Source organism: Pseudomonas sp. LTJR-52, from assembly GCF_003691465.1.
Classification (GTDB): domain Bacteria; phylum Pseudomonadota; class Gammaproteobacteria; order Pseudomonadales; family Pseudomonadaceae; genus Chryseomonas; species Chryseomonas luteola.
In genome coordinates this window covers 5,334,612-5,352,663 of record NZ_CP033105.1, presented here as the reverse complement: position 1 = coordinate 5,352,663, position 18,052 = coordinate 5,334,612, and the positions used below count along the sequence as shown (strand labels likewise).

At 52.2% G+C, this 18,052-nt stretch carries 20 protein-coding genes; 5 read left to right on the top strand and 15 right to left on the bottom strand.

What is annotated here, in order from left to right:
* Nucleotides 1-151: 151 nt before the first annotated feature.
* Nucleotides 152-421, bottom strand: coding sequence for a hypothetical protein (locus EAW52_RS24800; protein WP_122044506.1), 270 nt, complete (start codon nucleotides 419-421; stop codon nucleotides 152-154).
* A 610-nt stretch (nucleotides 422-1,031) separates the two neighbouring features.
* Here EAW52_RS24800 and hxsA2 point away from each other — a divergent pair.
* The 5 genes from hxsA2 to EAW52_RS24775 all read left to right on the top strand — a co-directional run bounded on the left by hxsA2 (nucleotide 1,032) and on the right by EAW52_RS24775 (nucleotide 4,649).
* Nucleotides 1,032-1,322 carry a His-Xaa-Ser repeat protein HxsA2 gene (gene hxsA2, locus EAW52_RS24795; RefSeq protein ID WP_122044915.1) on the top strand — a complete coding sequence of 97 codons (291 nt, stop codon included), beginning with the start codon at nucleotides 1,032-1,034 and terminating at the stop codon, nucleotides 1,320-1,322.
* A complete protein-coding gene (hxsD, locus tag EAW52_RS24790) occupies nucleotides 1,322-1,615 on the top strand; it encodes a His-Xaa-Ser system protein HxsD (protein ID WP_122044505.1) in 294 nt (97 codons plus the stop codon). The genes hxsA2 and hxsD overlap by 1 nt, the downstream gene beginning before the upstream one ends.
* Nucleotides 1,616-3,073, top strand: a complete 1,458-nt coding sequence (gene hxsB / locus EAW52_RS24785) for a His-Xaa-Ser system radical SAM maturase HxsB (protein ID WP_122044504.1) — start codon at nucleotides 1,616-1,618, stop codon at nucleotides 3,071-3,073. It begins immediately after the preceding gene.
* On the top strand, nucleotides 3,067-4,236 hold the full coding sequence (gene hxsC, locus EAW52_RS24780) for a His-Xaa-Ser system radical SAM maturase HxsC (RefSeq protein WP_122044503.1): 1,170 nt from the start codon (nucleotides 3,067-3,069) through the stop codon (nucleotides 4,234-4,236). Before hxsB ends, hxsC begins: the two co-directional genes overlap by 7 nt.
* Before the next feature lie 152 nt (nucleotides 4,237-4,388).
* Entirely contained in the window at nucleotides 4,389-4,649 is a 261-nt protein-coding gene (locus tag EAW52_RS24775; RefSeq protein WP_122044502.1) for a DUF5334 family protein, read from the top strand.
* 215 nt (nucleotides 4,650-4,864) lie between these two features.
* Here the strand turns inward: EAW52_RS24775 and trbK are convergent, their stop codons facing one another.
* The 14 genes from trbK to mobH all read right to left on the bottom strand — a co-directional run bounded on the left by trbK (nucleotide 4,865) and on the right by mobH (nucleotide 17,934).
* Nucleotides 4,865-5,062, bottom strand: coding sequence for an entry exclusion lipoprotein TrbK (trbK, locus tag EAW52_RS27045; RefSeq protein ID WP_122044501.1), 198 nt, complete (start codon nucleotides 5,060-5,062; stop codon nucleotides 4,865-4,867).
* A 454-nt stretch (nucleotides 5,063-5,516) separates the two neighbouring features.
* Nucleotides 5,517-6,026: a lecithin retinol acyltransferase family protein gene (locus EAW52_RS24765; RefSeq protein ID WP_122044500.1), complete on the bottom strand. Its 510-nt coding sequence runs from the start codon at nucleotides 6,024-6,026 to the stop codon at nucleotides 5,517-5,519.
* Nucleotides 6,027-6,479: 453 nt separating this feature from the next.
* Complete coding sequence (locus EAW52_RS24760) at nucleotides 6,480-6,866, bottom strand: hypothetical protein (protein ID WP_122044499.1); 387 nt, start codon at nucleotides 6,864-6,866, stop codon at nucleotides 6,480-6,482.
* A gap of 147 nt (nucleotides 6,867-7,013) precedes the next feature.
* Entirely contained in the window at nucleotides 7,014-7,445 is a 432-nt protein-coding gene (gene traA, locus EAW52_RS24755; RefSeq protein WP_218567910.1) for a TraA family conjugative transfer protein, read from the bottom strand.
* Entirely contained in the window at nucleotides 7,442-8,032 is a 591-nt protein-coding gene (gene traV, locus EAW52_RS24750; protein ID WP_122044498.1) for a type IV conjugative transfer system lipoprotein TraV, read from the bottom strand. Before traV ends, traA begins: the two co-directional genes overlap by 4 nt.
* Before the next feature lie 97 nt (nucleotides 8,033-8,129).
* Nucleotides 8,130-9,476: a TrbI/VirB10 family protein gene (locus tag EAW52_RS24745; protein ID WP_218567909.1), complete on the bottom strand. Its 1,347-nt coding sequence runs from the start codon at nucleotides 9,474-9,476 to the stop codon at nucleotides 8,130-8,132.
* 1 nt (nucleotide 9,477) lies between these two features.
* Nucleotides 9,478-10,494 (bottom strand): type-F conjugative transfer system secretin TraK, encoded by a 1,017-nt coding sequence (locus tag EAW52_RS24740; protein WP_162997722.1) that lies wholly within the window; start codon nucleotides 10,492-10,494, stop codon nucleotides 9,478-9,480.
* Between the two features lie 11 nt (nucleotides 10,495-10,505).
* Nucleotides 10,506-11,138 (bottom strand): TraE/TraK family type IV conjugative transfer system protein, encoded by a 633-nt coding sequence (locus EAW52_RS24735; RefSeq protein ID WP_122044496.1) that lies wholly within the window; start codon nucleotides 11,136-11,138, stop codon nucleotides 10,506-10,508.
* Nucleotides 11,135-11,416, bottom strand: a complete 282-nt coding sequence (traL, locus tag EAW52_RS24730) for a type IV conjugative transfer system protein TraL (protein WP_162997721.1) — start codon at nucleotides 11,414-11,416, stop codon at nucleotides 11,135-11,137. Before traL ends, EAW52_RS24735 begins: the two co-directional genes overlap by 4 nt.
* A gap of 152 nt (nucleotides 11,417-11,568) precedes the next feature.
* Nucleotides 11,569-12,198, bottom strand: a complete 630-nt coding sequence (locus tag EAW52_RS24725; protein ID WP_122044494.1) for a DUF4400 domain-containing protein — start codon at nucleotides 12,196-12,198, stop codon at nucleotides 11,569-11,571.
* Nucleotides 12,155-12,736: a hypothetical protein gene (locus EAW52_RS24720; protein ID WP_256680864.1), complete on the bottom strand. Its 582-nt coding sequence runs from the start codon at nucleotides 12,734-12,736 to the stop codon at nucleotides 12,155-12,157. Before EAW52_RS24720 ends, EAW52_RS24725 begins: the two co-directional genes overlap by 44 nt.
* A gap of 32 nt (nucleotides 12,737-12,768) precedes the next feature.
* A complete protein-coding gene (locus EAW52_RS24715) occupies nucleotides 12,769-13,353 on the bottom strand; it encodes a hypothetical protein (protein ID WP_122044493.1) in 585 nt (194 codons plus the stop codon).
* A gap of 19 nt (nucleotides 13,354-13,372) precedes the next feature.
* Nucleotides 13,373-15,205, bottom strand: coding sequence for a conjugative transfer system coupling protein TraD (gene traD, locus EAW52_RS24710; RefSeq protein WP_122044492.1), 1,833 nt, complete (start codon nucleotides 15,203-15,205; stop codon nucleotides 13,373-13,375).
* Nucleotides 15,202-17,934 carry a MobH family relaxase gene (gene mobH / locus EAW52_RS24705; protein WP_122044491.1) on the bottom strand — a complete coding sequence of 911 codons (2,733 nt, stop codon included), beginning with the start codon at nucleotides 17,932-17,934 and terminating at the stop codon, nucleotides 15,202-15,204. Before mobH ends, traD begins: the two co-directional genes overlap by 4 nt.
* Nucleotides 17,935-18,052 lie beyond the last annotated feature (118 nt).

Sequence of the window (18,052 nt, the reverse complement as noted above, 5' to 3'; positions counted from 1 at the left end):
TATTATCTGAGAGATCTACAAGGTTACGTCCAAGAGGGACCGAGCTATGGCCGTACTGCCTACCCGCGCGGGTAGGCAGTACGGGAAAAAGGGTTAAAAAGTCAAAAAAACTTGAGTGTAAAAGACTTGGATCATGCCCGCAGAAGCCAAATCAACGATCGGAGTCATAGGTTGCAGTCCCCTCGCCTACCTCGATCCACTGCTCCTCGGGCATACCGGGTTTGCAGATCGACAGGCTGACCGTCTGGCCATCAGTCGGCTCGCTCGGAAGGATTGCGGCATGTCGAAACGGCGTGTAATCCGGCGGACGCATATAGGAGTTGGCACTTCGGTGAAATTCCCAGATGCCATGCTTGCCAGCATTGCCAACCGATTTTTCAAGCGTGTAAGTCACACCACTTTGCAGACGGACAATAAGCATTGGCGCATTCCTGAAAAGAGAGAGTGTACCGAGTTAGGCCGCGTTCAGGGGGACTAATCAGCGTATTTGGTTATAGCAAAAGGCTTACACGACGACAGGAAAAGCAGCTCTTTCTCCAGCAGCGGCAGATCACTAATCTATGCGCATTGGATGGAGCGCAGAACGCGCTCAGTCAGGTCAAGGACGATGACCAGGCCAGGATGGCAGCTTGATATGGATATCGAGTACGGTCAGCAAAAACCCGCTTCGGCGGGTTTTTTGTTGGCTGTAAAAAAGTAGGGCCAGCTTTTATTCAATAGAGAAGCGGGGCAAGCCTTAGATATACAACCTAGACCGGTGGCAACTTCGCTGCTGTTGAACAAATTAATTCAAGACTCAAGCTCAAGTATCACCGCTTGATGCCGATGTTTTGTAATAGGAAAAGATTGCCATTGATGGATGGCCGCTTTGATCAGGCTCCCGGAGGGCGGCGATACTAAAACCGAATTGATCAGCGCATTCAAGACAAGCCTATTCGTCGTAATAACTTATCCAAAAATAGCTATCATATTGACATCATAGAATTTGCTCTTTATACAGCACCTCTTCTACCACAGCAAGGATGATGAACGTGACTAAACGCCCATTTCTCGTATCTTTAGCCACTTTGGCAGCTGCGCTTACTGCTGGCCAAACTACTGCTGCTATCCAGCCGACCGCAACGGTTGAGGTTTCTAAAACTGATGCTAATCCCTTGCAAACTCAGCAGGACGGCAGCGAGCAGATCACTGCTTCCTCAGGCGAAAATCTTTTTAGCTTTGTCTTAAAACATGGTGAGGATGGCCAAATGATGGCTTACCACACATCCCATTCGTCTCACTCGTCTCACTCTTCTCACAGCTCTCACTACTCGAGCCGCTAATGAATAACGTCGTACTTACCTTCGACCAGAGGCTGTACGACGCCGAGGTGATTCAAAAGGCAGCATACCGAGGTCAATACGCCTTCACCCTAGATATCAAAGTCCAGGGTGAAGAGCTTATTTGCACTCTACTTGCCAATATCACCACGCCGTCAGAAACCTTTACTAGCGCAGTCGAGGAATTTAGAAAAGATGTTCTCGATTATCAACTGCGTAAGAAACTGCAGGATCAGACAGCTGCAGTGCGTAATGTCATTTTGGGTGTTGCTTTTTCGCAAAGTGGGTTGACTTAAGTGAGCAAATTTCAGAGTTTGGAAGCCTTCGGTCAAGGTGAAGAGTACGAACTGCTTCCCTTCAAATTTGATCGGTTCGACGACAATCAGTACATCCTCACCAATATGGCTGGGGAGTATCTTCTAATTGACTCGAATGTCATTCCCGCTCTGATTAAGCGCGAGCTCAGCCCCGAACATCCGAGCTTCAGCTCATTGCGCTCAAGGCATTTCCTGCGCTATCCCCAGGAGAAAGCACCTCTTGAGTTGTTAGCACTCAAGGTCAGGACCAAATACTCAAGGCTGCCATCTTTCACAAATCTGCACATCTTCGTTGTGACCCTCAGATGCGATCATAGCTGTCCCTATTGCCAGGTTTCACGGCAAATGGAGGGTGCTGGCAGTTTTGACATGACAAGAGAAATGGCAGACAAGTCGCTAGACTTTGTGTTTCGGTCGCCCAACCCGGCTATCAAGATTGAATTTCAAGGTGGCGAGCCGTTACTCAACTTTGAAATGGTTAAGTACGTTGTGCTTGAAGCAAAGAAGCGCAACGAAACTCAAAAGCGGGACCTGCAATTTGTGATAGCAACTACGCTGTCGCTTCTGACAGACGAAATATTGGCATTCTGTAAAGAGCATTCGATCCTGCTTTCATCTTCGTTAGATGGCCCCCGCGAACTACATAATGCCAACCGGCCACGCAAAGGCCGAGATAGCCATGAGCGCTTTGAGTCTGGTTTAAATAGAGCACGAGAGACACTAGGGTATGACCAAGTCTCAGCCCTAATGACCACGACTGATAAAAGTCTTCCCAATGTAAAGGCGATTATCGATGAGTATTTGCGCCTTGGGTTTACCGGAATATTCCTCCGCTCGTTATCGCCCTATGGATTCGCGATTAAAACCAATAAATTTCATCGTTACGATACTGAACGTTGGCTCGATTTCTATCGGGAAGGTTTGCAATACATTCTTGAATTGAACAAGTCAGGAGTAAGGTTCGTTGAACATTATTCCGCCACAGTTCTTAAGAAAATTCTCACCTGTGAAGACCCTGGCTACGTTGACCTAATGAACCCGGCTGGAGCTGGCATAGCAGCTATCGTCTTTAATTACGACGGAGCTGTGTATGCTTCGGACGAAAGCCGGATGCTAGCTGAAATGGGCGATGAAACCTTCAAGCTAGGAAACGTGCTGACTAACAGCTATGAAGAGGTCATGCTCTCCGATCAGTTGCTGGATGCACTGGAGGGCTCTTTCACCTTAAGCGCTCCAATGTGTTCTGAATGTGCTTATGAGCCTTTCTGTGGCGCTGACCCCGTCTTCCATCATGCCATGAGCAAGGATGTTCTAGGCCGTAAATCAGAGTCCTCATTCTGCAAGCGAAACATGTCAATCTTCAAACACTTAATAGAATTGATGAGAGCTGACAAGCAGACTAAAAATATCTTTCTTGGGTGGGCCAACGGATGTTGAAGTTAGGCGGGAAACTAGGCCTTATACCTACAGTAGAGGCGAGTAGCAGTACGCAAATATTTCGCTTGTCTACCAACTCTAATCTACCCGGCGTGCTTCGCCAGCAGCGCGCATTTCTCATTAGAAAGCCGGGCCAAATACCACTGGGGTTTGCACATTACTTTATTTTGCAAGAGCAGGCCCAGCTAAGCGAAGCAGCACCAGCAGCCTATCCGCTTACAACATTGCCTGATGATTACTTCTACCTAAATAACGATGACATAGTTGCGTTATCACAAGATAGAAGAAGCATAAGAGTATTGTTCCGTAATGAATCTAACCACAACTCCATCTTGCTGACGGAGCAGTGCAATCACTATTGCCTTATGTGCTCTCAGCCACCCAAGAGCGCAGATGACTCTTGGCTTATAGATGAAGTGGAACAGGTTATCCCCTTGATCCCTCAGGAAACTAGGGAAATTGGCTTTACGGGTGGTGAGCCTACTTTGCGAGGTGATCGATTTCTCAAGATCATCTCGATGATGAAGTCCTACTTACCTAGAACTGCGGTACATATCTTATCAAACGGTAGGACGTTTGCTAGTCAGGAGTTTACTCGTAAATACGCGTCGATTAACCATCACGACATTATGATCGGTATCCCCCTATATTCTGATGATGCTCAACTACACGATTACATTGTGCAAGCCAAAGGAGCATTTGACGAAACCCTAAGAGGCATATTGAATCTCAAGCAATATGGACAGCGTGTTGAGATTCGAGTGGTACTACATCAGCAGTCCATAAAACGCTTGCCGGAACTGTGTGAGTTTATAGGACGTAATTTGCTTTTTGCTGATCATGTAGCGTTGATGGGCCTCGAAATGATGGGGTTTACTCGGGCCAATTTGGATGCATTATGGATTGATCCAGAGGAGTACCGAGATATTCTGAGCGAGGCTGTAAGTATTTTAGCTCATTACCGGATGAATGTTTCTGTTTACAATCATCAGCTATGCCTGATCAATGATGATGTTATCCCTTTTTACCGCAAGTCTATTAGCGACTGGAAGAACGAGTACGCACCTGAGTGTACCCAATGCTCGAAACGTGAAGAGTGTGGAGGATTTTTCTCCTCAGGAATAAAGCATGGGTATAGTCAATCGCTTAAACCTTTTAAGTAAACACCGGGTTGAATAATATCTCAATTATAACTACAAGTTGCTTAGTTATATCAACGTAACTTTTTTAAGAGCTAAGTGAAAAAAACACGATAATCTGGAGATAGGAGCTGGCGTTAAAAGTGATGCTCTTACCTTTGAGGGGTGGATTTTAAATGAAAAAACTTCTATTTCTGTTTGCAATGCTTTCTTCCAACGCGATGGCGTGGGATGGGTATGACAGGGAGGCGGATAGTTACGTCGAGATTGAGAGCGGAAATTTAGTTCGCGCTGGGGAGTCAATCGAGTTGTATGACCACCAGAAAGGCCAATATCATAGCGTCGACGTCGAATCGATTAACAGCTACGGAGGTTCGACTGAAATAGAAGTTTATGACTGGGACACAACAGAATATAGAACCCTAGAGATGGACTGACAAAAGCTGGGCTTAGCTCCTGCCTGGACGATTAATTCATCACCCGTTTACTGAATTGCTATTAAATCAGTGCTCTGGATCGCCTGCAGTAGGTGGCAACTGCATTTATTCTCATCCTTGACTAATTTCTGATACCTTGTGTCAGCCAAGCATTACCAGGTGGGTCATCTCTTGTTACGAGAACTATCACCGGCCTTTCTAGTAAGTATAGCTCACTAACCTTTATCCTCGCTTGGCTCGAATTCGCCAGACCCAATACCACACTCGTCTTTTAGTTTGTTTTGCACAGCTTTATCTTTAACGTTTGAGATATCGCTGCATTGATAGTCAGCAACCGGCTCATTCTCATCCTTGCAACCTGCTACCCCGATAACAAGTGCTAGGGTACATATCGATGTATATAGTCGTTTCATAAATGCCGCTCCATGTTATGCAGGATCAGGTGAGCCATAAACTCACTTCGCAATCCCTTGCTTGAAAAGGAGTGGCGTTTTTAAGCACTCAGCGCCCCTCAGCAACCCGTTTGCGCAGGTAAAAGCCGGTCTGTGCCACACCTCACATTTAAGCTGGTGCTATAGCAAAAGGCTTACACGCCATAAGGAAAAGCGACTCTTTGCGCTGCGGCTCCAGACTACTAGTCTATACGTATTGGATGGAGCGCAGGACGCGCTCAGTCAGGTCAAGGATGATGACCAAGCCAGGATGGCAGCTTGATATGGATATTGAGCATGGTCAGCAAAAACCCGCTTCGGCGGGTTTTTTGTTTCTTAAATAAAAGCCAAGCTGTAGGCTCTGCCAACTACTGGGCTGGCCGATAGCTGACATATTCAAATGCCCAAGATGCTTCGCATAATACTTGTAGATATTTTATGGTAAGTAGCCAAAATAGTTTTGTGATCGATCCCAAGCACGCCAATTATCAAATTCAATTTCTTTTCTTAGAGTTTCCGTGAGAAGCATAAAAAATCTATCTGAGTTTTCAGAGTTTCCAGTGAAGCAACTTGATGTAAATTGATGACAATTGTTAGAAAAAACACAATAATTATATTGCGAATAGAGCATGCTTGATGCCATTCGTGATGCTTCTACGCTACCAGTAGGCTTTTCGCCTCGACATGAAACATATATTGTTTGAGCAGGGTTAAGTCCCCCTAATCTTCTTATAAACTTATTAGCAGAGACTTTCTCAATTAGTCCACTACCATCAAGATGTATTATCTCACCATTGCCCACATAGATTCCTGTATGTTCTACAACTGAACCCAAGTCACAATAGACAACACATCCTGCCTGCGGCGTTACTGTATCTCTGATATAGTTATCTATTATGCTCTCGGCTGCACTTTTAGCAGCATGTGCAAAAATGAAGTTTAACATTACCGGTCCTTGCTACCTTTTAGTCTAAGAGTTTGATGAAAAGCTTATTGCTAAAGCAGTCCTTCAAGAAATCGGCAGCGCAGACAAATTCTTTATTTCTACTAAGCGTTTTTACCGTTTCGGCCACTATCAAATCAAGCGGTCATTTTGATATGTGACATAAAGCGCATACCCAACCTTGGCAGATCCATCTACATACAAGCAGCGCAGTGTCGTCGAGCAGATGTTAAGCAGGCTAAGGGAAAGGTCCGATAGACGAGCTGACTACGAGCTACGAAACCATGGTAACGCTGTGCTGCATCTTCGGCTAAACACGTCACTACTTTTTTAAAAAACCTAATAAAGGACATTATCAGGCGTAAGTATAAGTTTTTCTTGGTATTAACGAATCCTTCTCCAAGCGATGCATATAAGTGATTTTTTCTAGAGGACTGATATATGTATTTGGAAGAATTATCTACGCTGTAGAATTGAAGCCCCTGCGCTACGAGCAAGCTCATCGAGCGAGACGCCATTTAATCCTGACGCATACAGGAGTACTTCGGCATCCGAGGCCGACATTCCTTCAGCAACCCGATGCACCTCACAGGCCACCTCGTACTCCCACTGCTCCGCAATATGAGAGGTACCGGCTCGCTTTTCGATGGCGTGATACAGGTCGAACGCATCAATATAGCGGCCCGCCACAAAGACTGGCACCTGCCCCGCCAGTACCCGCAGCCGTATCGAATCCAGCCCGCGAAGACGCGCCAGAAAGAAGGCGCTCCAGGTCTGAAGGTTCAAGTGATACTGGGCCAGCCAGATCTGATCAGAAAGGTGTAATGCAGTAGCGGTTTGCATAGACGTGTCCTCGCGCATCTCAAGGGGTGTACTACCAACGTCTCACGGGTTTTCAGGGATGCAAGTGCAAGTGGTCAAAAAGAGCCACAAACAAAAAGCGGTAGCTTTTAGAGCTACCGCTTAAAGGAGAGGGCGTTGAAGGGAGGGTTAGAACAGGCTCAGTCCGTTGGAGATGAACTGCATGGTGGCCGGCATGGCCGCGATATGCGAGAGGGTGGAGCCCATGATCGATTCCACGACCGTAGGCGCGTTGTACAGGCCCATGCCCATGGCAAGGCCCACGGCAAAGGTCATCAGCGACTGGCGAACAACACCAACGCACGCACCGACCAGAATGATACCGATGGCAATGATCCGGCCCAGCGTTCCCTGCGTCCAGTCCACCAGCGTTTGCCACACATCCTCAAACTCGGCACCGCCTGTACCGGCCATGGCCGCTTCCGGTACAACCATCATTGCGCCCATCGCACCCATGACCGCTGCGGTGGTCAGTGCTCGCCCTGATACCTTGCTGCGTACCTGAGTGGCCTTGGCTTTCAATGCGCTTACTACATCAACCAGCTGGAAGTTCTTGGTCATTGCAATCGCTCCGTACGTTTAGTTTCGTTCGAGATCCCCGGTTTTTGTTCGGTACCGTGACTGCTGGTACTGTTGGTACTGCTGGTGTTGCTCCCACTGCTTACCGGCGAGAGTGCCTTGAGCCTCGGGGCGGCTGTCGGCGCCTCTTCGCCAATAACCCATCTACGCGGCTGAATCTCCGTGTAGATATATCCACTCACCACCAGATCACCGGTGTCGTCCTCCCAGGGTGCGAGCCAGACCCGCATGACCTGCGCGGGGGTTCGTACCGGAACCGGCTGATCCGGCAGACGCGGTGACACAAAGGTGCTCACCACGTCCTGCGGGTTCTCGCTGCGGCCGGAGAGTTTTTGCTCCCGGCTTTCTGCGTGCCCCTCATGTTTGCCTTCCCTGCCCTCCCCTGACGGGTCCATGGGCAAGGGCACATTTCCATCATCGGTGGCGCTGTAGATATCGCGACTCGACTTGCACAACGCATCGCCCGGCATACCCGGACAGCTGTAGTCGTTCTCGCCTACCTGCATCCATGAGCAACCGCTCAGGACCGCCGTCATCACCGCAACTGGAACGAATGCTAACTTGATCATTTCGGTACCTATCGTCGTAGTGCCTACCCGCGCGGGCACTTGAGTGAAATTTCTTTAGGAATTTTGGCTGTTTTAAGGCCTTTCCCGATAAACGGTACTAGCGACGCTCACGTGGGTTCCGCTTCTTGACCTGCGAGAACTTGAGCTCCGCCCCTTTGCTCAGCACCAGCTCGATCTGGCGTCCGGCATCCACCTCGATGACCGGAAAGATGTTTTCCGCCATATCGATGTAGAACTGGGCGATGCGCTCAAGCGCACTCGACGCGCCACTGGCCGCCGCCCCTTGAACCATGTCGGGGGAATAGTTCTGTTGGTACTGCTTGGTCGAGCCGACGTTTCCGGTTTGCAGTACCGGGATGGGGCTGACGTTAAAGGCTTCGGCTGCGCCAGAGGCCACACCGGCCAGCAGCGAGCGCGCCACGATCGAGCCCTGCTTGGAGACCAGACGGCCACGAATACCGGCCTTGCCATCCTCGCCCACCGCATAGGCATCCAGCGCCGCTTCCACCACCTGCCCATCGTTGCGTACGCAAGAGATCCGTTCACCGCGAAGATAAGCGCGCTCGGATGACAGATCACCAAAGCCGCTGATAATGGCGTGGCAGTCCACGATGTCGGCCTTGAACCGGTTGGGCAGGATGGCGTCGTACTGTACCCGTACGATGGCGGGGAACGGATCGCGCCGTGCACCCTGTGAGGTCGGTGCGTCCATGCCATTGATCAGCGCTACCGTCACGATCGAGGCAGGCGGCAGATACACCGTCTCCTCATCCGCCGCCTTGGGCTTGGCCGTTTCGTCCTCCTTTTCCTGATAGGTCCTGATCTGCATGGGTGCAGGTGCCTTCTGGCGCTCGCCTCGGCCTGAGCTGCGAATCTCCGGCCCCTGCCCATCCGGTCCGGTGGCTACGGCCGGATTGCGACTAAAGGCTTCACGGACAGGATTAGGGTCGGCCTTGCTGCGCTCGGGCACATAGCGTTCGCGGCTGGTGCTTTTTCTGGACTCCTGACCTGAAGATTCCCCCGGAGCCTGCGCAAAGTAGTTGGGGCCAGCACCGCCAACGCCACTACTGCGAAGCTCATCCACCTGTGACTGAAGCCCACCCACGGCAGACTTGATCTTTTCATCAATCAGGCCGGGGCGGTTGCTGGCTTCCATTTCGCGCGAGAGCACGTCCAGCTTGCGCGACAGGTCGTCCTTGTCCTTGTCAAACTTCTGCAGCTGCGCCACCAGCGAGTCGAGGGTGATGTCCTTGAGGTTCTGGTCGGTAAGTCCTGTGGTGACAGGCTTGTCCGGCACGGTGTTCTTGGGGGTGCGCTCGCCTTCCCCGGCAAAGATGGAAATGACGCCGCACATGGCCAGAATGCCCCCGCCCACCATGATCCAGCGTCTGTGTCGGGGATTGAAGTTCTCCCAGCGCGTCCGGGCTGTATCTATCATGCTCATGCTACTGACCTCCCGAGAGCAGTGACGGACGTGGCGTGGTGCGGGCACGCTCGGGTGCGTTGCGCATGATCACGAACACTTCGGTGCGTTCCTGCGGGGTAAGGATGTTGCGTGGATAGGCCGCGACGGCCGCCACATCCCAGTTGCCACAGGCCGCTTCCTTGAACTCGACCGGCTGTGAGGAGGTGTTCTTGGCTACCCCGATAAAGACCTTGAGGTTATGCCCGAGCATCTGCTGGCCACGGGAGAAGTCGAAGGCCAGTCCATTCTGTACGCAGCGCGGCAGGTCATAGGTGTTGTTTCCCACCGGCTTCATGGAATAACCACTAGGCGTCTGCCCCAGGGCCAGGTCGCGCATGACGTCCTTGATCGTGGCGACATAGGGCTGGCTGGTCTCCCACTTCTCGGCTTCTTCACTGGCCTGCGGCAGGCGCATGCCGGAAAGCCCCCCCTCATCCAGCTCAAAGGAGACCTCACGCGCCGGGATGGTTTGCGGAATCAGCGTAATGGACAGGGCAACGCCGGGATTGCCCTTGTCGTTGATAAACAGGGTCACCGGGGCTTCATCCGAGGAGGCCACATAGACGATATTGTTAAGAATCTCGGTCGTGGCACTGGAGGTGGTCTTGACCTCGGGTTTGCCAAAAGGCGTCACTATCCGGTTGAGCTGATAGCGGGCAATGGGCACCAGCACGTTTTCACCGGACTTGAGCCGAATATGCGAGGCATGGTTGAGCTCCATGCTGGCGGGATTGGTAGGGGTCTGGCCGCTACGCGCCTGCGACAGGGTAATCGGGCGTGGCACGCCTTCGGTCATTACGCTGCGACTGACCGAGGGAATCTCGGGGGTTGTGCTTCGAACCGAGGACGGATGCACCGGCGCCTGTACGGAAATGGCCGGGCCGCCCCCCTCGGCGTGGTTGGCCGGAATAACCGGAATATCGATACCGGCTGCCTGCGTCTGCTGCATGCTGCCCAGGGCAAGGGCCAGCGCTGTCATGAAAGGGATGGGTTTCACAGGTGGCTCCTCTATTTACCGGCTTTGCTGGCGCGCTCAGCCGCACGCTCGGCGGCCTTGCTCTGCTTTTCCAGCACATCAAGCGTGTGGGGACGGTCGGCGTAGGTCGTCATGAACGTGACGACAGGCATATAGCTGTCGATCTTGATCCTGAACTCATAGGTACGCCGGTCACGGCGCGTCTCGCCGTTGGGGCTGATCACCGAACTGTTACCAAACACAAAGACCTTGCCGGACGCGCGCTCGAACACCACGTTGCGTGGCTCGAAGGTCATGCTGATGCGGTCCTTTCTGATGATCTCGGCCTGAGACTGGATCGCTTCCATGGCTTCCTGAAAGATCCGGGGCGACAGCAGCGGCTCAAGGCGCTCACGCACAAACTGCACGTTGCCGGGGGTGATGTTGCCCATCAGCAGCGAGAGAAACATGCCCCACGCCTCGTGATAGGACTGTCCGGCCTCGTCAGCGGTAACAAAGGCCTCCTCCTTGAGGGTGTAGGGCTGAAGGATCACGACCGGCTTCTTGAACAGGAGCATTCCCAGCGTGAGCGCCAGACAGGCAACCAGCCCCACAACGGCGTAGCGGGAGTACTTGTTTTCCAGCAGCGCCCAGTTCCACTTGTTCAGCATGTGTCCCATTTTCATGGCAGCCACCGACGCGCGTAGGGGTTCGGCAAGGTGGTAGAGCGAGATGGCAGGATGCCCAGCCAGTAGCCCACATGGATGAGGTAGCCATCGGCATGACCATCCTTGTACTTCTGGTAGAGAAACGTCACGGCATAACCAATTGCGCCGCACAGGAGTGCCTTGCCGATGGCCATGCCAAAGAGCAGACCGCCCCCTATCGGAACCAGCTCATCAAGACTCCAGATCAGAACATGAAGCGGATCATCACAACGCGTGGGGATGTTTATGGCTTTCACAGGTAGAGCCCTCAGTCTGTTACCAGGTCAGGGCTTATTGTGAACGGGGATGAAGGGCCTCTATGCCCGTACTGCCTACCCGCGCGGGTAGGCAGTACGGGAAAAAGGGTCAAATAATTTCAACTGGAGGCAGAAAAAGAGGTGTTAACCGATCAAATCTGCTTTTGCAGGTTGCCGACAAACACACCCATCATCACGCAGACAAACATCATCACAATCGGCAGGATCGCCGGGTTGATGGCAATGGGGCTGATAAAGGCAATCAGCACCGCCTGCGCGGCAACCGAGGCACTGAGCATGCCGTAGCGGTTCCACACCGGAGAGGCATAATCGTAGTTGGTCTGCTTGACCCTGCGCCGCATGAACCCGTCCCAGATGGCCGGGATCAGCAGCAGCGCCATATAAGGTAGCCAGATCGACAACAGCGCCAGCCGCGCACAGATCTGGTAGACCATGTGCATCAGCGCATCGAGCCGGTCCTCCATCCACGAGAAGAGAAAATCGCCCATGCGCTCCATGCCCCGACTGCGAGCGGCTTCCTCTTCACTGGGTATCATCAGGCGATGCAGCGCCGGATAGACGCCGGTTTCAAACACGGCGCCCTTGTACCAGTTCATGGCCTTGGTGTTGACGTAGGCCTGCGATTCCTCGCCCAGGTGACTGCGCACCATGGCCGACTCCTCCCGAATCACCCGTTCGGTCCAGTCGCCCGGAATAAAGACCGTAACCAGCAACAGCTCAATAGCGACGAGGAAGAGTGTCAGCCACAATGGCGTCTTCATATTTGGTACCCGTCAGTATGTCGAGATAGCGATCATGCAGGAGGCTGATCAGCAGACGCCGTGCCTTGGTAATTTCAGCTTGTGTAAGCGGCGTGGCGGTCAGCGGGTCATCGGCATTAAGCACTTCACAGGCAGTCCTGTCAGAAAGCAGGTTCCACGAATGACCGGACCTGTCCGAAAGGGTCACGCCCAGGAGTTTTACGGTAGTGGATATGATCGTATTGACGATGACTGCAAGGCGATAATAATTATTAAGTTTGCCATCGCCGTTTACATTAAGTACGGCGGCGGTATATTCGGTCATGGTTTTATCTACAACCGACCAGATGACCGGGCGGTTCTGGTGCAGGATTCCCTCGCCAATATGGTTATAGACATTTTCCAAGTAAGCGTTGATGCGTTCCCAGTCAATATCAAGTAATTCCCAGTAATGAATATGCTTATTCAGTGAAGTAATAGCCCTGAATCTTCGATTGAATCCTAGTGGCATGACTACAAGATTTACTTCCGGATTTAATGTGTAATAATTGGAGTTCATCACGTTTTCGTCCAGCATCACTTGGTTAGATTTCAATAAAGGCGAGGAAGAGTACCGGTCACAATAGGGTTTTCGTAGTTAGTATCTGTCAATATTCCGCGATAGCGCTCATGAAGCAGATTGAGCAAGTGACGGCGTGCCTCGATTATCTGGTCGGGGGTCAGAGGCGTAGTGGTGAGCTGGTCATCCGTATTCAAAACTTCGCAGGCTGTCTTTTCTGAAAGCAGATTCCAGGAGTGTCCTGAGTTATCCGAGAGGGTAATATTTAGTAATTTAACAGTACTGGATATAATAGTATTAATAATAATTGCAAAGCGGTAAAAATCATCAAGCTTACCGTCGCCATGCTTGTTAGCTATCGCTTCGGCGTACTCGCTCATTGTTTTATCAGTAACAGACCATATGACAGGGCGGTTCTGGTGAAGAATGCCTTCACCAACATGCTGGTAAATGCTTTCCAGATAAGGGATGGTGCATGGCCAGTCTATTTCCAGAAGTCCCCAGTGGTGCAAATGCTTATTAAGCGAGCGAATTGCCCTGAATCTTCGCCGGAATCCATGTTTTAAAACTAACAGATTAACTTCTGGGTTTAAGGTGTAATAATTGGAAGTATTCATATTCTTGTCCAGGGCTCAACTAATGTAAGATCGGGATTCTTCCCTTGATAATCTTCCCGCCAGATAACTTCGCAAAATATTCCAGATTCGGTAGCATGGCTAATAATTGATAATTAACCAGTGGCACCAACTCTTCCATAAGTCGTTCGCCCTGTCCTCCACCATGAAGCAGCGGATCTTCTCCTCCCGAATTCATGTTTTGTGAACGTACTACATATTTGATACGGGTTTCGGGGATATCCTTTACAAACTGTTCCTGTGTTTCAGCATCTTTTAAGCGCAGGGCAATGGTATTGTTAACATTACCCAGTACTTGTTGCGCCTTGTGTTCACTGCCAAGTCGCGCACAGAAATCCGCATAGGTTTGGGTGGCTACATATAATGTCAATTTGGCTCCCCGGCCCTTGTTCAACAGCATGATAAAGGGCTCATTGATAACTTCGGCCGCCTCATCGACAAATACATTTACTGGACGGTTATCCACCCCAAAGTTATAGCGATCACCGGCAACAGCGGTCAGGTCCGAAAGTAGAATAGAACCAATGGCTGACGCAACCATGTTATCAGTAAGAGAATCCAGCCCAATATAGGTAATTGCGCCCTCATTTATTAATAAGGCGCTATCGGTTATAGGCCTGTCATCGGTAGGGTCTTCAGGGTCAGGCGAAAGAAGTGCGCCTAGATCGCCCGAGGTCAGCATGTTGAGAATGGGCAGGAGCGTTGCGACCATCTTGCCAAAGTGCGCCCGGTCATGTTTGTACATATTGAGCAGGCCTTCCAATTCTGAACTGGCCCGTACAGGTTGAATAACCTGAATATAAAAGGTGTAGGCAATGGGGGCTCTTGTACCGGGTGCTGTTGACGTCAGCCATTTATCGTTAGCCGCGCAAATCATGCTTTCCCAACTCTCACCCAAAACCTGCCGTGCATAGGCTGATACAGCGGCAACGACCAGCGCGTCCACGCCGCCTTCAAGGTACCGGCGCAACAGCTTGAGCGTAGGGCGCTTGTCGATGAGGTACAGGCCCTGACAGACGTTGTTCAGCGCCTGCCAGCCAAAGCTCTTGAACGGGTCCGAACCGGTCTCGGAAGGAATCAGGGCGGCGATGCGTGAGGCAATCTCGGTGACGCGGGTAAAGTTCTGCAGCGGGTTGATGCGCATGCATTCATCCGGAAAGGCCGGGTGAAAGCTGTAGAAAGGCCGTCCCACAAATGCCGCTGCGCGACGGGCATTCTCGCGCATCTCCTTGTCACCCTTCGGGTCAATGATCAGCACGGCCTCACCGCGCAGCGCTTTCTGGCTGATAAGGATGTCAAACAGGCGGGTCTTGCCCGCGCCGGTCGTGCCCTTGATCAGGACGTGCCCTTCGGTGTGAGGAATCGGCTGAGTAATCACGATCTCACGCGGCTCAAGCCCATGAATCCATGGCGCACCCATCTGCATCTCATCCCTGCCCTCAATACCCTTGCTGGCGCGGGGATTGACGATCTCGGACAGATTGCGCTTGAGGATCTCGTATACCAGCTGGCAGTGTCGGTTCTCCCAGTAAAAGCCCTTGCCCAGCCATAACTGATCAGGATTTTTTCGGATGGCCTTGTTCAGCTGCTCAAGGGTGATGAATTCAAGCTTTTTGCCGTGCAGGTTGCGCTTGACGTAGTGCAGGCGGATCGCCGCTGGCAGGCGACTGATGGCCATGATCGAGCAGATGCCACTCATCCAGTACACCGGCTCGGGCGGCATGTCGGTGACCTGATTGACCAGGTAGGCGACAGAGGACGCGGCGACCCAGCCCATACAGGCCATGAACTCGTAATTGGGGCGAAACGGCATCTCATAATGATCTTTCATCATGATGCTCCGTCCTGTTGGCTGGCATAAATCAGATTGCCATCCCGTTTTAACCCGATCGCCTTGACCCGTGCGGATTTGAGCATCAATCGCTGCAGATCACGACGTTTGATATTGGCATAGTCAAAGCCAATGAGATCCAGACACTCAATCCCAACGGCGTTACCCATTTTTGTCTTATGAACAGTGCCGGGAATCCATCGTCCATACCCCTGCCTGATCATTTGCGCCAACTGTTCAAGGCACTGCTCAGCAGTCACACCCGTTACGAATTTAACATCAAGGTCTACGCCGTTTACTTCGGAAGCCTGGTCATCTGAACAGTCAGCTTCAACTGTTGTAGGTATCCATTCCTGCGTAGGGGCAGCGCTGAGCCCAACTGCGCCAGCTTTGGTAATAGCCGCTACGGTGTGCAGGTATTTCGGCGGTATAGACTGAACACGCTCAAGGGTGACGCATACAGGCTCTGGTGTAGCACCAAGTCTTAGGTCGGCCAGCTTGTTAGCCTCGACATAGCGTTCAAGATGCAGGTCAGGTGCCTTGACCTCAAACGGCTTGAAATCGTCTATTGAGGCAGGCAAACGTGCGTCACTGTGTTGTTTTTCTTCCGCTCGGGTGCGTCGTTGTTTCCCCTTGGGTCTGGCGGGGGAAACCAGTGCCTGATGACCAGCGTTCTGGCGCCCAAGCGTTATTTCAGGTTCAGAGGCGATACGTTCGTTTGCCTTGAAGACAATATGAGGATGGTCCTCTGATACGGCAAAAGGCATATCCATGACTTCAAAGCAGGCATCATCGGCATGCACGGCCGGTGCGATGGGAGCAAGCTCCTCATCAGCAAAGCTCAGCAGGTCAGGCATTAGCGGCAAACTTTCCCCCTCAAGGCCCGATCCCCTGCCAGGATCTTCATTCCTTGACTTCTTGCCTGCACGCTTTTTCCTGCGACTACTCTCAGGTTCCAGAAGATGGATGACGGGTTTCTCGTCCGAGCGGTGCTCCTGCGCCTGTAGAACCGCCATATCCTCTTCATAGGCATCAAGGGGTGGCCCTTCTTCGGTCGATCCGATAGCCATACCAAAGAAATCAGCTCCAATATCCATACCGATAGGGCTTTCCGAGACAGCTGCAGGCTCTGGCGAGCCCTCCTCTTCTGTCATTGCCTTTACAGGCTGCCCTGCGACACGTGGCCCCTGCGTGACATGCTCAAGCAGGGCATCAAATTCTGTAGTAGCCAGGGGTGATGTAGCCGTATTCCCTGTATCTGCCTCAGTACCCTGACCGTTTTCCTCTGCTGCGTTAGCCTTCCCCTTTTTTCTTCTTTTGGGAGCGTCCTTGTCAGTACTTTCAGGTATCAGTCCCGTTGCTGCGTTCGTACTGTCTGTCTCTTTATCAGGGGTAGCGGCAGGCGTGATGATGCTTGGGGTTTTGGCCGGTATCTTCTCTCTCTCGGGCTCATTGCCAATCACACCCTCTATCGCGGCCGGCAGCCCCATGGGAAAGAAGAGGTCCGCCTCCTGAATCTTGAGCAGTGCAAGCTCCCCCTGGAGCGTAGGGCCGGTCACGTCTTTAAACACGGGCTTGATGGCCCAGTACCGATAGGTCGTTACCGGCTCCCCGGGCCCACCTGCAACTTCACGAGGTACAGCTACCCCACAGTGAATCAGCATGTCTGCCTGTACTGCCGGCTCCTTTGGAATGGCCTGAATGCCGTCATCACTCAGACGAGTCAGTACATCGCGTGAAGCCGCCTTCCAGTTGATGAACAGGCCTTCCTTGAACACATACACAATCGCGCCGGGCTCATTGATCTTCCAGCGGCCCGACTTGATCATCCGTCGAGTCCCTTCCACCAGGTAGCGCTCAACGGAGGGCATGAACGCCTGTGAGCCATCGCCTCCGCCGTTGAGCTTCAAGTCCAGTGTGACGCTGGCCTGATCCGCCTTGAGGACCACGTGGGCAATCTTGGACTGCACCGCGTAGCCACCAATGGCTTCGTCGATCTGGTCCAGCATTTCCATGGTGTTGTCGGGCGTCAGAAAGGCGCGCGTCTGTTTGGGAATCAGGAGGCGCGCAATCCCCGGTCCATGAAAGGCATGGCGGTTATGAATACGATCCTCCCGCCATGAAACGAAATAGCGCTGGATCTTGTTGTCCCGCGCCCAGGGCACCAGTCGATACCCATGCTCGTAGAGTGCAAAGTTCCAGAGCAGGCCCGTGTCACTGGTGATCTTCATGTCGCACACCGGCTTGCCGACATCGTGCAGCAGGCCGGCAAGGGCGGTTGCCACACGCCAGACCTTTTCCCGGTTGCGTCGCTCACGAGGCGTGGCGTCCGCGTCATAGATAACCGCACCACTCATGCGCGCCGCGTGAAAGGCGACCTCAAGGCCATGCCGCAACAGGCCGCCGCGTCCCTTGTGGTGATGGTGCTGGGAAGCTGGCAGGAGATGGACAAATTCGGCGTAGCGCACCAGGACCGGATCGATAATGGCTCTGAATTCATGTTCAGAAAGCCCCAGCGACTGCTTCAGGCGGGCAATCTGGGTGCGATGCCCTGCCAGCAGCCTGCGCGGCTCGATGATCTCGCAGCCTTCGGGAAAAGGTGGATAGCGCGTACCGGGATCGGCCTCGAAGTCGGGCAGATAGATGTTCTCGACAAAATACAGCGGGGCACTGGAGCCATCGGCCGGATTTCTCTTCTGCCTTCCTAAAAGACCACGCAAAAAACTGAACATAACGACCTGCGACCCCAGTCAATCGATCATGAAAGCTATCGTCGCAGATTTTTTTACTATCAATCGGCGTACTGCCTACCCGCGCGGGTAGGCAGTACGCCGATGGGGTACATATTTT